Origin of the sequence: Sphingomonas glacialis, from assembly GCF_014653575.1 — a bacterium.
In the GTDB taxonomy this organism is placed as follows: Bacteria; Pseudomonadota; Alphaproteobacteria; order Sphingomonadales; family Sphingomonadaceae; genus Sphingomonas; species Sphingomonas glacialis.
The window spans coordinates 628,350-641,735 of the sequence record NZ_BNAQ01000001.1 but is presented as its reverse complement, the minus strand read 5'-3'; the positions used below and the strand labels follow the sequence as shown (position 1 = coordinate 641,735).

General features: G+C 64.4%; 15 protein-coding genes. 1 reads left to right on the top strand and 14 read right to left on the bottom strand.

What is annotated here, in order from left to right:
- The first annotated feature begins 49 nt into the window (after positions 1-49).
- The gene (locus IE187_RS03090; RefSeq protein ID WP_189675049.1) at positions 50-271 is read left to right on the top strand and encodes a hypothetical protein; all 222 of its coding nucleotides are present in this window, start codon (positions 50-52) and stop codon (positions 269-271) included.
- Positions 272-507: 236 nt separating this feature from the next.
- On the opposite strand, the gene IE187_RS03085 is transcribed toward IE187_RS03090, so the two are convergent.
- Genes IE187_RS03085 through IE187_RS03020 form a run of 14 tightly spaced genes read right to left on the bottom strand, consistent with a single transcriptional unit; the run spans position 508 to position 13,085 of the window.
- Positions 508-2,295: a hypothetical protein gene (locus IE187_RS03085; protein WP_189675048.1), complete on the bottom strand. Its 1,788-nt coding sequence runs from the start codon at positions 2,293-2,295 to the stop codon at positions 508-510.
- Positions 2,292-3,122, bottom strand: a complete 831-nt coding sequence (locus IE187_RS03080) for a hypothetical protein (protein ID WP_189675047.1) — start codon at positions 3,120-3,122, stop codon at positions 2,292-2,294. Before IE187_RS03080 ends, IE187_RS03085 begins: the two co-directional genes overlap by 4 nt.
- Positions 3,123-3,144: 22 nt before the next feature.
- Positions 3,145-3,318 carry a hypothetical protein gene (locus tag IE187_RS03075; protein WP_229839195.1) on the bottom strand — a complete coding sequence of 58 codons (174 nt, stop codon included), beginning with the start codon at positions 3,316-3,318 and terminating at the stop codon, positions 3,145-3,147.
- A gap of 49 nt (positions 3,319-3,367) precedes the next feature.
- Positions 3,368-3,838: a hypothetical protein gene (locus IE187_RS03070; RefSeq protein ID WP_189675045.1), complete on the bottom strand. Its 471-nt coding sequence runs from the start codon at positions 3,836-3,838 to the stop codon at positions 3,368-3,370.
- The gene (locus IE187_RS03065) at positions 3,835-4,146 is read right to left on the bottom strand and encodes a hypothetical protein (protein WP_189675044.1); all 312 of its coding nucleotides are present in this window, start codon (positions 4,144-4,146) and stop codon (positions 3,835-3,837) included. Before IE187_RS03065 ends, IE187_RS03070 begins: the two co-directional genes overlap by 4 nt.
- Complete coding sequence (locus IE187_RS03060) at positions 4,143-4,679, bottom strand: lysozyme (protein ID WP_189675043.1); 537 nt, start codon at positions 4,677-4,679, stop codon at positions 4,143-4,145. Before IE187_RS03060 ends, IE187_RS03065 begins: the two co-directional genes overlap by 4 nt.
- A gap of 20 nt (positions 4,680-4,699) precedes the next feature.
- Positions 4,700-4,972 carry a hypothetical protein gene (locus IE187_RS03055; RefSeq protein ID WP_189675042.1) on the bottom strand — a complete coding sequence of 91 codons (273 nt, stop codon included), beginning with the start codon at positions 4,970-4,972 and terminating at the stop codon, positions 4,700-4,702.
- Positions 4,969-5,250, bottom strand: coding sequence for a hypothetical protein (locus IE187_RS03050; RefSeq protein ID WP_189675041.1), 282 nt, complete (start codon positions 5,248-5,250; stop codon positions 4,969-4,971). Before IE187_RS03050 ends, IE187_RS03055 begins: the two co-directional genes overlap by 4 nt.
- Positions 5,251-5,256: 6 nt before the next feature.
- Positions 5,257-6,093, bottom strand: a complete 837-nt coding sequence (locus IE187_RS03045) for a hypothetical protein (RefSeq protein ID WP_189675040.1) — start codon at positions 6,091-6,093, stop codon at positions 5,257-5,259.
- A gap of 13 nt (positions 6,094-6,106) precedes the next feature.
- Entirely contained in the window at positions 6,107-8,125 is a 2,019-nt protein-coding gene (locus IE187_RS03040; RefSeq protein ID WP_189675039.1) for a sialate O-acetylesterase, read from the bottom strand.
- Positions 8,126-8,157: 32 nt separating this feature from the next.
- Positions 8,158-11,085, bottom strand: a complete 2,928-nt coding sequence (locus IE187_RS03035; protein WP_189675038.1) for a phage tail protein — start codon at positions 11,083-11,085, stop codon at positions 8,158-8,160.
- Between the two features lies 1 nt (position 11,086).
- The gene (locus IE187_RS03030) at positions 11,087-11,533 is read right to left on the bottom strand and encodes a hypothetical protein (RefSeq protein ID WP_229839194.1); all 447 of its coding nucleotides are present in this window, start codon (positions 11,531-11,533) and stop codon (positions 11,087-11,089) included.
- The gene (locus IE187_RS03025; RefSeq protein WP_189675037.1) at positions 11,533-12,429 is read right to left on the bottom strand and encodes a DUF2163 domain-containing protein; all 897 of its coding nucleotides are present in this window, start codon (positions 12,427-12,429) and stop codon (positions 11,533-11,535) included. Before IE187_RS03025 ends, IE187_RS03030 begins: the two co-directional genes overlap by 1 nt.
- Positions 12,426-13,085: a DUF2460 domain-containing protein gene (locus tag IE187_RS03020; RefSeq protein WP_189675036.1), complete on the bottom strand. Its 660-nt coding sequence runs from the start codon at positions 13,083-13,085 to the stop codon at positions 12,426-12,428. The genes IE187_RS03025 and IE187_RS03020 overlap by 4 nt, the downstream gene beginning before the upstream one ends.
- Positions 13,086-13,386 lie beyond the last annotated feature (301 nt).

Sequence of the window (13,386 nt, the reverse complement as noted above, 5' to 3'; positions counted from 1 at the left end):
GAGCAGCCCTCGCCGCGCTCTCCCGCTTGGATGGGGAGATGGGGGCCCCGTGAAACCGGCTGTCCACTTCGTCGGGTTCCGCGGCGAGGAATATTGGTCGGCAGTGCGCGTCTGGGGAAAGCCCGGCTTCATCCACGTGGGCAATGACAACCGCATGCGGCGCGAGATGGCAGACGGCGATGTCGTGATCTACGCCAACGGGTGCGAGGCGCGGCCCAGCGACCGCAATTTCTCCGACCTGAAGCCGCAGGATCGTGAGAACGGCGTTTAACAGCAGCCCTTGCCAGAATCACCCGCCCCGCGCACGATCCCCCCATGCCAATCTCCGACCTCGACCGCGCCGTCTGGACAACCCGGTTCAGCGCCTACACCGACGAACAGCTACTCGCGCATTGGCGTAGGGCTGCCGAGGAACCGGACGAGGTGGACGAAGTTGCGCTGGCGGAGATTAGGCGCAGGAACCTTGATATTTAGGGCGCCCGAGGCACGAAGCCCCAAGTGCATTAACTAGATACGCTCCCAATGCGATCCGTCCGGCTTCTTGTACCAAGTCCCGACCGCGTAGCCCTTCGCTATGGCATCGGCATTGTCCGTCGCCTGTGGCAGCGGTCCGATAAACCGCCCGTTGCTCTCGATGCTGTACGGTACAGCCCCGCTTACCACAAACTCCATACGCCCACCCGATCCCACCGAGCCGATGCGGAGGGTTGCACTTGGCGAAGTCGCTTGGAAATAGTTGTATCCGCTGCCGCCTAGATAAACAGCCTGGCAGTCGTCTGAGACTTGGAACAGTCCATTACCCGTCGTGCCGTAGAGCGCTAACCGTCCCGTCGAGACGCCGCCGATCGATAAACCAAACGGGGTGAGCGAAACAGGGGCGGTCGTTTGCACAGCCAGTGCACCTGATGCATAAGTCTTTGTCGAGGAAGTCCAGTCCGCCCAAGCTACATTAATGCCCGTCGATCCCGTACGAATGTCGATCTCACGCTTACTCGACGTGACGACAAACTCATCGGCATCGGGCATCTGGGAAGTCGAGAACCCGCCTGTCAGCGAGCACTTGGTGCAACCGTCGTAGATAACCCCCTTGGGCGAATAGAGAAAATCGCTCGCCCGGTGATGAATGCTTGAAGAATTGCGAATCAGTGCAGCGGCGTAGCCGGACGTATCCGTCTGCACGTTGGCGATGAAACCAAGCTCTGCGTCTTCAATAAACTGTCCGACAACGGTCGTGATCACCAGCCCAGCAGTCATCCGCTCGATTGAGGATGCTGCAATAGCCGTTACTCCAAGAGCCATGATACCGAACGCGCCCACCTCGATGTTCATAGCCACTACCGCATCACCGGCTGCGCATGGCGTGGACAGGACGATCTCGCCCGTTGCCGTGTCCACAGTATAGCTTGAAACCGCGAGCGTGGTTCCGTTGACGGTCGCGCGGATGCTGGGCTCGGTGCCCCAACGCCACACGCGCTTCGTCATCTCGAACGGGAACGCAAAGCGGGTCTGCCCGGCCGTCGCGGTGTAGCTCAGCGTCTGTGTGCGCCCGCCAGCCGCGAGGAAGTTGCTGACGTTCTCCCCCGCTGAGTTGTCGGCGAAGATGAAAGCGGCCCCCACGTAATCCGAGACTCGAACACCGTCAAAAAACGTGAATGTGTTGCCGCCCGCAACCCCCTGCGCGCCGGTCTGGACGCCGAATAGGCACTGGCGCACGTAGCTGTTGCGCATTGCGCCCTGCACCGCGCCACCCTTGGTGATGATCATCGGGAAGCCGGCATGGAACGCCTCGCCGCCCGAAACCGCGCCGCGCAAGGGGTGATCGAAGCTGACGACGTTGCCCATGATGCCGGTGATGAGGTTCGGCTCGACGTAGCTTTCGAACGTCGAGGCATGGACCACGTACATGCCGACTTGCAGCTTGCTCGCATCGGCGACCGTAACCGACGGCGCGCCGATTGCAGCCGCTGCCGTGATCGTCGTTCGAGCCCAGCGATACTGACCGACGAAATCACCGCCGATGAGTTCGCCATGGTAGGCGCTCAAATCCACGGCATACTTGCCGCTGGAACCGCGGAACACGGTGCAGCTCGTCAGATCAAGCACAGCGTTCGTCGTCAGCGTGAGGTCGCTGAACGTGTACGTCCGGTCTCCGCGCCCCTTGACGTATTTGCCCTTCGCAAGCGCGCGGTAAACCGACTGAGTGTCGTCCGCGTCACCAGCTTGCCGGTAGTGGTCAAAGTAGATCACACCATCATTTGCGAGCGCGAATGTTGCGGCATCCATGGCGATGCTCATTGCGAAAGACTCCCTGAGCTGGTGACCCCGTTCGTGCCGGGGGTGATGGTGACGCAGTATTGCGCAGCGGTGCTTTGCTCGGGATCGAGTTGCTCGCGCCCCTTGGTCGACGTGCTGACCAAATTGCCCGCGGAATAGCTGAAATTCGCCGCCATCAACGGCACACCACCTGCGCATGCCCCCGTCGTCGTCACCGTCACGTTAATCGTTGCCGTGTCGGTGCTGGTCTTGGTCAGGTAGATCGCGCGGCCGGTTTGCGGCGTCCACGGGCCTACCGTCGTCGTCGTGCTTACCGACCAGCTTAGCGGGGTGGAGGTGGCGGCAGGCGTTCGCACATCTACACCGCCGATCAGATTACTACCCGCAGGTGTGGGCGCGATCATGTCGGCGTGCAAAGTAGTTTGGAGCGTGCCAATCGAAGAGTTAATCGTGCCTTGAAGCACGCTCGTCGCCGCACCCGACGCCAAGACCGGTGCCGCGAGAAGCACGCGCATCGCCTCAAGCCGACCCTGCAGCGTGTTCGCGGTCGGCGTGCCCGAAATAGCCCCGATCTCGTCGCGGATGGACTGCTCGAGCGTGATCTGCGAGGTCTGGTTTGTTGCGCTGGCGTCGCCGCCGCCGCCTGTCAGCACGTTGCCGTTTGCATCGACCGGCACCGTCGGCGTGACCCGCAACACCTTGCCGCTCGGCAGGGTGACATAGACGGTTGCCGAATCACCGTTCAGCGAAGATCCCGAGGTGATGACCTGGCCGGATGCAGGCGCGATGGATGCCGAGAAACTGAAGGCGAGCGCGATCGCGCCTACTGCGAAGCGCAGTCGGGTCATAGTTTATTCCTCCGATGGGGATTTAATTCTTGGGGCAGTCCGCGGGCGCGCTGCCGGTCGTCCATATGGCCTTCAGGCACCGCCGCTCCTGCTTCACGCCAGCCGCGTGCGTGTTGGCCTTGGCGACGTCACCGATCGCCTCGGCAAGCAGCGCGCCCATCGCCTGCAGGTAGCCCTGATCGATCTGGACCATCACGCCGGTTTCGGGATGACCGAGCGGCTTGAGGTGGAAGGCTTGGACGAACTCAGGGTTGAGCGTCGGCAGCGTCGGCCTGTCCGTTCGCGCGTTCGACGAGGGCGTCGATGGATGCTGACAGGCTTCGAGTGTCAACGCGAGCGGGAGGATCGCCAGCAGGCGCAGCGGGTACGGCAATCGCATCGGACATTTCCTTGAGCTTGGAGCGGACGAGATCGGTGGTGGCGGCGTCGACGCGCGCCATGCGTTTCCCGATCGCGTCGGTAGTCGTTTGCGCCGCAGTGGTATCAGCCTTCGATTCGGCGACAGTCATTGCGTGAGCAGCGATGTCGCGCTTTTCGATCTTGGCGGCGCCCTTGGTTTCGCCGGCCTTCTCGCCGTGGAGGTAGACCGCGAGCAGCAGGATCAGCGCGGCGAGGATGGCCCAAATCCACCAGGGGACTGCCTTAAGGAAGGCGAGGGCTGCAGTCGCCCAGCCGGCGAGCAGCAGCTTAAGGGCTTCGAATCCGGCGCTGATCATGGCTTTAGTTTTGCAACTTGGTCGGGAACGCGCGGGTCGGCGGCGATGGCGGCGAGCTGCTGCGAACGATGTCGCGCCTTCCATTGGCCCCACCCGAACGTCGCGGTGCCGATCAGCGCAGCGAGCGCAGCGAGGAAGTCGCTCGATTGCATGTACGCGACGAAGCCGGCCAGATCGTGCTTGGACACAAAACCAGCGAGTGCCGTGACGACGCTGATCGCCAGCAGGACGCTTCGGATGGCAGACTCGGCCTGATCGCGCGCGGGGCTCTTCTCCGCCTGGATAGGCGGCGTCGTGTCATCGGTCATTTCGGCAGGTCCTTCATGCAAAGCGCGCGCTCGGCGGCGCGGCGGTTGGCGAGCCCGGCGACGACGCGGCCGCCTGCCTTGTTCCACATCAGGAAAGCGTCGCAGGCGGCGGCCCATTGGCGCGCGTCGAACCGGCGATCGACCGTGGAGCCGCAGTAGGCCTTGACGCCGATATTGTAGGCGAGGCTGGTCGCGGCGGCCCATTGATTGTCGCGCCCGCGCAGGCCCGGCGAGCACGCGACGACCTGCTGCGCAAACCCCGCAAGCCGCGTGTCGAGCTTCACCGCACAGCCTGCCGGCGTTTCTTTCGGCGACGTCGCGGTGACCCCGAGCGTCTCGCCGTCACACTGCGTCCAGACCCCGACGACGTCGCGGTAGGGCACGAGATGCTGCTGTCCGCCGCTCTCCCAACCCGAGACGAACGGGGAGATGATAGTGGCGCAGGTGAGGCCAACCGCTGCGGCCAACGCGACGATAGCGGGCTTGGCAGGCGCGCGCGCGGGCGCGGCCGCCTGTGGGGGCGTTTGCGGCATTCGGTATCTCCGGGATGGGGCTAGGCTTCGGGCGTGCCGTCGTTGGCGTGATCGTATGTCGCCGCGGTCGCGATGATGCCGCGAGACAGGTTATCCTGGTCGAGCGCGTCTTCAGCCTGGCGCGTCAGCGCGTCGAGCGACGGGCTCGGCGGCACCACGGGGAACGCTTCGGCGAACGTGTTCTGGAAAATGCCGACCTTCGCGCTTCGATGATGGATCAGTGCCCGCTCGACGGGAGGCGCGATCATCGCGAAGATCGCAATCACAAAACAGAGTTCACCCAGGCCTGTCATGGTGCCTTGTCCTTGTCTGGTTTGAGCAAGGCGAGCGTGGTCTCAATTCGGATCGTGCGACCGTCGATCGCGCTCAGTTTCTCGATAGTGGCTTCTTTGTCCTTGTCCTGCTGATCGACGCGGATGCGCAGATCGTGCGCCTGGCTCTCGACCTCGGTCAGCCTTTGCGTGACACCGCCATAGAAGAAGGCTCCTCCGGCGAGCATCGCTGCGATGGTGATCGCCGGCGCGAAGTCATGCCACCACGGCCGCGGCGGCGATGGCGGGGTGCTAGCCACGCGCGATCACGACCATGCTCGGCCGCGCGCGCCGCCGAGCTGCGATGCCGCTGCGACCTGGATCTGAATTTCGGTCGCGGAGAAGTCCGTCAGCGCGCGGTTATAGCGCGCGAAGAACTCGAACTGCTGGATCGCGCCATCGAACACATCGTTGAGGCCGCCGATGATCGGCTGCAACATCGAATTCGTGGTTCCCGAGCTCGTGAAAAGCTGTGCGGGCGTCGCCGACAGCGGGCCGGTGACCTCGGCCACGCCGCTGACATTGTAAAACGCCGAGGTGAGCGTGCTGGACCCGTCGTAGGAGAGGGCGATCACGCGGCGGTTGCCGGCGGGGGGAACGCTAGGAGCGGAAAGTTGTGCGTCGGTGCCGTCGGCGCGATGCAGGAAATACTGCGCGCTTGCTGGCGACGTCCACGATTCCACGCCGCGCCCGTAGCAGTAGGCACCCTTCGGCGCCGTCCCGTACGAGGTGCGGTGTCCGATGAAGCCCGTGATCTTCTCGAATTCGGAGCCGACATCGCCGATAATAGCGCCAGCGGTAAACAGGGTCCAAGGCGCGTGTGCTTCGTAGGTCGGGAAGCTGATGAACTGCGCACCAGACAGAGACACACCGCCGCCAGAAAGCCGCGCGAAGGCGTTGTTGCTGTTGATGATCGAGTCGAGGTTGCCTGCGATCCCCCCCTTCGCATCAAGGAAGGCCGCACCACTGCTTTCCGCGAGCATATGCAGGGCGACCAGACCTCGATCGACGAAGCCGGTCGCGTGCAGGAGGGTGACCTCCTCTTGCGCGAACGTCGGCGTGAAGCCCGCACTGGGCAGGATGATGGAGACGCCGGATGCCATGGATTTATTCCTGTCAGAAGAGTTGAAGGACGAAGGCGCTGAGCCAGTTGTACTGATTGCCGCCGGTGATCGTCGGCAGCGCCGCGTCGTTGCGGATCGTGCCGCGAGCGCCGATCACAGGGCCGTCCTGCGTCGTGTTCCCGCTGTTGCGCGTGATGGCGTAGGCGAGGCGCGGGCGGCGGCCGGTCGGTGCGCTGGCGAGCGTGATCGTGATCTGGTTGCCCGAGACTGCGACCCCGCTGATCGCGGGCGCGGATCCGCTGCCGTCGTCGAACGCGAAGCCTTGGCTTGAGAGGCCGGACGTCTGCACGGGGCTGTTCGACGTATCGATCACGAGCGAGCCCGACAGGACCGTCACCTCGACCACCAACACCGTGCTGCTGGTCCAGTACCATTTGTCTGGAAGCATCGGCGCATAGCCGATCCCGCAATGCTCCTCGATCGCGGCGTTGGCGATCAGCTGACCGACCAGATAGCGGCCCTGGCTCGTGTTGTGGATCACATCGGCATACGGGATCTGATACCGCGGCCCGACCAGACGGATATTCTCGATGCCGTTCGCGCTCACGATTCCGAACCTGCTGCTGTTCTCCCACTCGGCGCCAGTCGGCGTGTTGCTGTGCTGCATCGCGAACACCACGGGCGGCTCAATCTCGCCCGTGCGTGCCATGATATCGGCACGAATCTCCCGGCAGAGCTTCTGCAACATCATTTTATAGGCCCATGCGCCTTTGCCGGTCGTACCCGATGCGCGATCAAGTGGAGATCCGCCCGTATCGCCTTCGCCCTGATCCCATACGATGACCGTGCGAATCGACGTCCCGCCCGCGGCGCGGATCGCTGTCACGGCATCTTTCACGGAATTGATCGCGTCGTTCCATATACCTTGCCCGCGCGACAGCCCGGCGAGCGACTGCCCGCCGAACGCTGCAACCATGCTGACGATCTTGGGCGTCTTGCCCGTCGCTGCCGCCACGTCGCGGATCAGGTGGTTCGTAAAGCCCGAGCAGTAGGTCTCTTTGCACGCCGAACCTGGCACGCTTGGCGTCGTGTTGTTGTGCTCGATCAGGGGGACGAGCGTCGTCGTCCGCGATTGCCCGCGCCGGCGGGGGCCATCACTGCCCGCAAGCATGAAGCTGTTGGACGGGTAGAGCGCGGACGTGGTGACGGGCACATCGCTGCCGTCGCCGTTATAGCCCTCGGCATTGGACTGGCCCAGCACGATGAAGATAATCCAACGGCCGTCTTCGACGAACCACGAGAATTTGCGCGCGGCATTGGTCGCCGTGGCGGTGTAGGTCGAAACGGCGATCGCCGATGCGCCGGTGCCGGGGAACCACGAACCGTCAGCGCGGACACCGGCGATCGCCCACGCGCGCCCGTCGGTCGTCGTCTTGCAGATCACCCAGTCCCAGCCGAAAGCCCGACGCGCCTCGTACGTTACGCCAGCGACCTCCATCTGCCCGGCTTCGAAGACGGATGTGCGAAGGGCGCCGTCTGCCATCATTGCCAGGAACAGGCGCATGACGCCGGTGTTGTCCTCGGCTACCCAAGTCTGAAGCGCGCGCCGGCCATCGACGATCGAGCTCTCCGCCAGAGTGGCCCCGAGATCCAGCCAGGCACCGCCGCTTTGATCCGCGCCCCAGACATACTCGCGCCTGTTCTCGTCGACATAGACGTGCAGCCCGCCAGCCCGGTCCTCCTCCGAGATCATGGCGAGATCGGTGTACTTTTCGACTTTCCGGTAGGCATTTTGCGCCAGCCGTCCGTCGAGGTCGGAGAAATCGTAGAACTGCTGCTGGTGGACCGTGGGCGCGATTCCAGCGGGGTCGCCATAATCGTAGGTACCGTTTGCGGCAGCGAACCCTACTTTGCCGGTGCGATCCGCGGTCAGCGGGTTGACGATCCCATTGCCGTCCGCGTCGAACAGCGGCGCCAGCGTTTCCGTGCCGGAATGATAGACCGACAATTTTGCAAACGGGAGCGCCGCACCCGTCGACGGACGGGTGAGCACGAACTCGACATATTGCATGGTGCGTCAACCTTTTTGGCGGTCGGGGCGAGCTATTCGCTCGCGTTGAACTGCTTGATGTTGTGCGAAAGGACGCCAGCGGAGACGTAGGTGTGGGCGTCGTCGACCGTGATCTTGGCAACCCGAGCGGACCCGACCGGCACGCCGAGCACTTCCATCGTCACCCACCGATCGACCCAGAAACGATGCCGCCGGGTCGCGTTTGGATAGCCCGGTGCGGCGAAAGTCGGGTCGTTCGAGAACGAGATCGCGGTGATTGGGTAGGCGCCCCATTCCATCGTGATTTCGTGCCGCGTCCACACCCAGTCGCCGACGGCACAATCGCGCGCGGCCTTCTCCTTGCCGGGCCCGTCCAGCGTGGCGTTCGCGATCAGGATCGGGGTCGTGTCAACGACACAGCGACCGTCATAGCCGCCGCCTGTGGTACCGCCACCGGAGGGTGTCGATCCCCCGCCGGTCGTGATCGTGAAGCTGATTTCGCTCGAGAGGTTGAGGGTCGCGGGGTTGGACGACCATCCATCGAATGCAGCGATGCGGCCATAATAGGTGCCCGCGGCCAGCCCGAACACCGAAACCGATGGGATGCCGGATGCGACGAGACCGCCCGTGGTAGCGGGATCGAAACCGCTCGCTGACGAATAGAACAGGACGTAGCCCGCAACGTCGGGATCGGTTGTTGCGGTGCAGGTGGCAGTCGCAACCGTCGCGCCGCCTGCGATCGCCGGTGACGACACGGCGGGCGGGGCGCTGTTCGTTACGGTCAGCCACGTCGAGGGGGCCGTATAGCCCGCGTCGTTCCCTGCCAGCACCTCGATCGCATATGCGCGCTGCACGCCGTCCTGCGCGGCCAACGCGGCGCTGTAGGTTGCGGCGGGCGTGGTCGTCACGATCTCGCGAACGAGCGTGGTCTCGTCGGCCTTGTAGAATCGGAATTTGTAGGACGTAGCGCGGGCGGACGCATCGCAGACCACACTGAGCGTCGAACCCGTCCATGGCAGTGACAGCGCAAGGCCGGTGACGGGGTCGGGGAGGGCAGAGACCGGAGCGAGGCTGACGCTGTACGCGCTGACGGTTGCCAGATCCTCGATTGCTCGGCCGTACACATTGAACGACGGCAGCTTCACATAGATCGTCGAACCGACGTTGAGCTTGGCGTAGCTGAACTTGAAGATCGCATCGTCGAGCCGAACGAAGCTGGCGCCACTGGCGTGGGCTGCTGGCGAGGTCCCCTGAAAGCCCCGCCGCAGCGACGTGAGCGTATACGCGTTTGCGCCGGTCAGCGTGGCAGTCTGATAGGTCAGGAGCTCGCCGTCGATCATGCACAGCGAACCGCCTGCATTCGCTTCCGCAGCGGTCGCGGATCCCAGCGAGCCGCGCGACGTCGCCAGGCTGACCGATAGCGTGTTGGTCGTGTCCGGGTCACCGTGGGACACCAGCGCCGCGGTGAGCACGCCATAGCGCGCGGGGCCGTTGATGCGTCCGATCCGCGAGTATTTATCGCCATCGACGCTGATCCAGACCTCGCAGCCGCCCCAGGTGGGCGACGTCGAGGCGACGGCGCACCAGATCTCGGGATCGCCAGCCGTGAGCGAGGTCGGCGCATTGATCAGCGCGGGCGGCGAAACCGAGCCCGGCGCGACGTCTGTGTTCGACGAGAAGCCATCGCTCGAGCCCGAAGTGAAGCGGGCGGCCGTCGCGATGCCGATATCGACGTGCTCGGCGGTGAAGGCGAGGGTGTCGTCCGACTCGCTTTCGTCGATCTGCAGGATCCGGACGAGCTGCCGGGTCAATTGGAGTTCGTCGGTCTCCGTCGTCAGGGTGACCAGGTCCATCGGCTCGAGCAGCACGAAGCTCCACGGCAGGGTGAACGTGTACTGGAGCCGCTTGTAGAGGACGCGCTGGTTCAGCAGATCGCAGGCGTGTTGCGCGATGTTGACATCGCAGATCGAGTGCCACGTCACCGGGTCAGCCTTGCGCGGACCGTTGAGCGCGATGTCGGCGTCGTCTGGCGATGTCATGATCGCGGTATCGTATCGGTGGTCGCGATCCAGGCATTCGACCTGGCTGATGTTGTACGCATCGGACTGGTCGAGGATCACGATCTTGACCGCCGGCGTTCCTTCCGCCGCGATGAAGTCCGCTTCGGTGAGGTCGTATTCCGGCGTGAGGTTCGGCGTGAAGGTGACGCCGTTGCCGGTTGCGGGCCGATCGCCATAGGGACGGATCTTGAGCAGGCCCTCCGACCAGAACGGCGCGCTGTTCGTCAGGTCGGTGATCTCGGTCAGATGCGCCGACGCCTGGACCTGCGCCTCGAGCAGCGGCGAGATCAGGAGGTTGTTCGCGCGGCAGTAGGACGACCATTCCGACCAGTCGCCGAGCAGCGACGTTCCCCAGCCCGGCAAGCCCCACTGCGCGTTGGTGAAGAATTCGACGAGCCAGTCCTTGGGGTCGGCATCGGCCAGTCCCGCCATCTGGATCGGATGATCGACCTCGAAGCTGTGGTTCGGCAGCGCTGCGGAATCGGTCAGCGCATAGTCGGCGGCATAGACGTAGGCGATCCGCGCGTAGGCGCGCGCCTGCGCCGGATAGACCGAGGTAAGGTAGCTCCAGACCGGCTGGTCGGGCGCACCGGTCGCCAGCGACAGGCCGGCAGCCGCCAGCGAGGTGAAGACCGACTTGTCGCGGTAGACCGTGCGGATGCCGCTGACCGGGCCCTCGCCGATCGCCAGGATGATCGAGGCGGTGTAGGTGTAGCTGGTGCTCGACGACCCGCCGCCGAGACCCTTGCCCGCGCTCTGCTGCGTCGTGTGCGGCGTCGCGGTGAAGGCGTTGTACCAGATCAAGTTCGGCTTGCGGCGGTTGCGGCCGGCGCCGATCGCCAGGGGGAGCCCGAGCGTCGACGACTGGATTGAGATCGAGTTGATCTTGGGATCGGAGGTGGAGGTGTGCTTGCCGCCCATCCTATCGATCCCCGAACAGCGTGAAAAAGCGAACCAGGCGCGAGCGAAGCTCTTCGTCGCGGTCGATATTGGCGCGGATCACCCCGCCGCCGATGATGACCGCGTGGATCACCTCAGGCAGGTCGATGACGATCGCGCCGTGAGAATAGCAGCGACCGAACTTCCAGATCGCGAAATCGCCGGGGCCGACCTCGCCGCGGTCGATCTCGCGCGCGTAGGGCGTGACCCAGGAGAGGAACTGTTCCTCGTCGCGGTGCAGCATCCATTGTGGGCTGTAATCTGGGCTGATGACGGGCACCAAGCCGACGGCGTTGAAGACGGCGGCCGGGAACATCGCGCAGTCGACGCCGACACCCTTGAGCTTTGCGCGCGGGTGGTAAGGCGTCCGCTCCCACGACAACGCCTCCGCCACGATCGCGGCGCGCATCTCCGCCTCGGCGCGCGCCATCAGAGCGCGGTTTCAGGCGAGGGCACGAACTCGGTGCCCTTGAAATTCTGGATGTTGTTGAACTTGCCGGAGCACGTCGCCGAGGTCCGGTCGCAGCCCCAATAGGCGACGAACGTGTCACCCGCGGCGGGAGCCACGGGGAGCGGGTTGACAATTTCGAAGGTTCCGTCGGAGGCGCTGCTCCGAACACTGCGGGAAATGCCAGAGTTCGCGCCCGAGGTAAAGACCAAACTGCCCAGCGTGAACTTGTCGGTCACGCCGGTGAGATTTGACAGCCATGTGGCCTGCGTCGGCCGGGTGTCGGGCGTGGTGGCCGGGGGCGTCGGTGCCGTTCCGGCCTGGACCGTCCCCGTCGACGAGAAGGACGAACGCGCGAGGGCGCAGCCGGCATCGTAGACGTTGTGGAGGCAGTTCGTCTGGTACAAATGCGGCGGCATCATCACGTTGAGCAGGATCGTCCAAGCCGAGACAGTCACCTGCGCGGTCGAGCCGCTAACTTCTGGAACGGAGGTGACGCGACCGGCGAAACGGATGACGGTTCCGACTGCCGGCGCGGACCAAGACGTCATGAACGCGCGCTCGAGCTTGACGGTCGCGCCGTCGAGCCCGCGCCCGATGATGAAGGGGATCACCGGCTTGCCGACGATCAGGTCGGTCGAGTCCGCCATGATCGTGAGATCGAGCGTCGCCACGTCTACGCCGATCTTTTCGCTGATCGCGCCGCGCGCGATGACCGGGCCCAGCGTGAAGTTGTAGCCGTTCGCGAAGACCGCCTTGTCGGCGCCAGACCACCGCACGATCGTGCCGTCGCGAAGCCGGAGCGTCCAGAGGTCGGCCATCTCGAAATCGGTGCCGGAGTTGAGCAGCGCCTTCAGCGCGTCAGATGCGCTTTTCATCGGCGATCCGTCATGAACGAGAGTCCGGACTGCGACCAAAGGCCTTCCATCATCTGGGTCAGGTCGAGGTCGTCTTGATCGAACCGGCACAGGAACAGGAATTGACCCGACCAGGTCAGAGTTGCGCCGGTCGCTGGCGGCGTTGCGAAGGTGACGAGGCCGGTATTGATGCTGGTGCTTGACAGCGCGACGACGGCACCGTTCAGCAGGATCATGGGCTCCCCGACCACAGCCCGGACCGGCTCGTCGAAGGGCTCCCCTGCGAACGTCTTCGAGCGGATCAACTGGAACTGTGTAGTGACCCCGTCGCCGGTGCCGAACTGCTGCGCCTCGACGGTGTTATCGCCGGGGTCGTAGAACGTGAAGTTCAGACGGCGGCCGGCCTGGATGTTGAAAAACGTCACCAGCCGGTCAACATCGCGCTGCGTCGGGCGATCGCGCAAGACCTCGTAGGAGACCTTGAACGACCACTTCGGGTACGACCACAGGCTGCGGCGGCGCTCACGGCCATTCGAGGCGGTCGTGATCGCGGTGGACCAGATTTGGCGCTTCGAGACGAGGAACGACTGCCCGATCAGCAGCGGGAACATGCCCGGCACATCGGACGCGGTCTCGCCGGCGATGATGTAGCGCGTGAGCAGCGAGGGAAAGCTCATGCGGTGACGCTCGCGCGAATGGACATGGCGACGTCTCCGATTGATGATGGTCCGATGAGACTCGGACCGGAATGGCGCGGGCGGTTGCCGCCTTGGGCAGATGAGCAGCACACAACGACGCTCGGCGGATGGCGTGCGGCGAATGCGAAAAGCAGCCGGGATATTGTCGTCGGCGTTCAGCTATTAGCGCCGATCGACTGCCCGGCCGCGATGAGGCTTTCCGAAGTGATCTTTCCGCTCGACGCGCCACCAGCGCTGCCGGTGGGAGGCTGCGTTCGGGCGCCATGCTGCGCGTGCGGGT

Excerpts from the sequence above, each read along its gene's own strand:
- IE187_RS03085 (WP_189675048.1), bottom strand. The coding sequence starts at position 2,295 with ATGAGCATCGCCATGGATGCCGCAACATTCGCGCTCGCAAATGATGGT.
- IE187_RS03080 (WP_189675047.1), bottom strand. The coding sequence starts at position 3,122 with ATGACCCGACTGCGCTTCGCAGTAGGCGCGATCGCGCTCGCCTTCAGT.
- IE187_RS03070 (WP_189675045.1), bottom strand. The coding sequence starts at position 3,838 with ATGATCAGCGCCGGATTCGAAGCCCTTAAGCTGCTGCTCGCCGGCTGG.
- IE187_RS03065 (WP_189675044.1), bottom strand. The coding sequence starts at position 4,146 with ATGACCGATGACACGACGCCGCCTATCCAGGCGGAGAAGAGCCCCGCG.
- IE187_RS03060 (WP_189675043.1), bottom strand. The coding sequence starts at position 4,679 with ATGCCGCAAACGCCCCCACAGGCGGCCGCGCCCGCGCGCGCGCCTGCC.
- IE187_RS03055 (WP_189675042.1), bottom strand. The coding sequence starts at position 4,972 with ATGACAGGCCTGGGTGAACTCTGTTTTGTGATTGCGATCTTCGCGATG.
- IE187_RS03045 (WP_189675040.1), bottom strand. The coding sequence starts at position 6,093 with ATGGCATCCGGCGTCTCCATCATCCTGCCCAGTGCGGGCTTCACGCCG.
- IE187_RS03040 (WP_189675039.1), bottom strand. The coding sequence starts at position 8,125 with ATGCAATATGTCGAGTTCGTGCTCACCCGTCCGTCGACGGGTGCGGCG.
- IE187_RS03035 (WP_189675038.1), bottom strand. The coding sequence starts at position 11,085 with ATGGGCGGCAAGCACACCTCCACCTCCGATCCCAAGATCAACTCGATC.
- IE187_RS03030 (WP_229839194.1), bottom strand. The coding sequence starts at position 11,533 with ATGGCGCGCGCCGAGGCGGAGATGCGCGCCGCGATCGTGGCGGAGGCG.
- IE187_RS03025 (WP_189675037.1), bottom strand. The coding sequence starts at position 12,429 with ATGAAAAGCGCATCTGACGCGCTGAAGGCGCTGCTCAACTCCGGCACC.
- IE187_RS03020 (WP_189675036.1), bottom strand. The coding sequence starts at position 13,085 with ATGAGCTTTCCCTCGCTGCTCACGCGCTACATCATCGCCGGCGAGACC.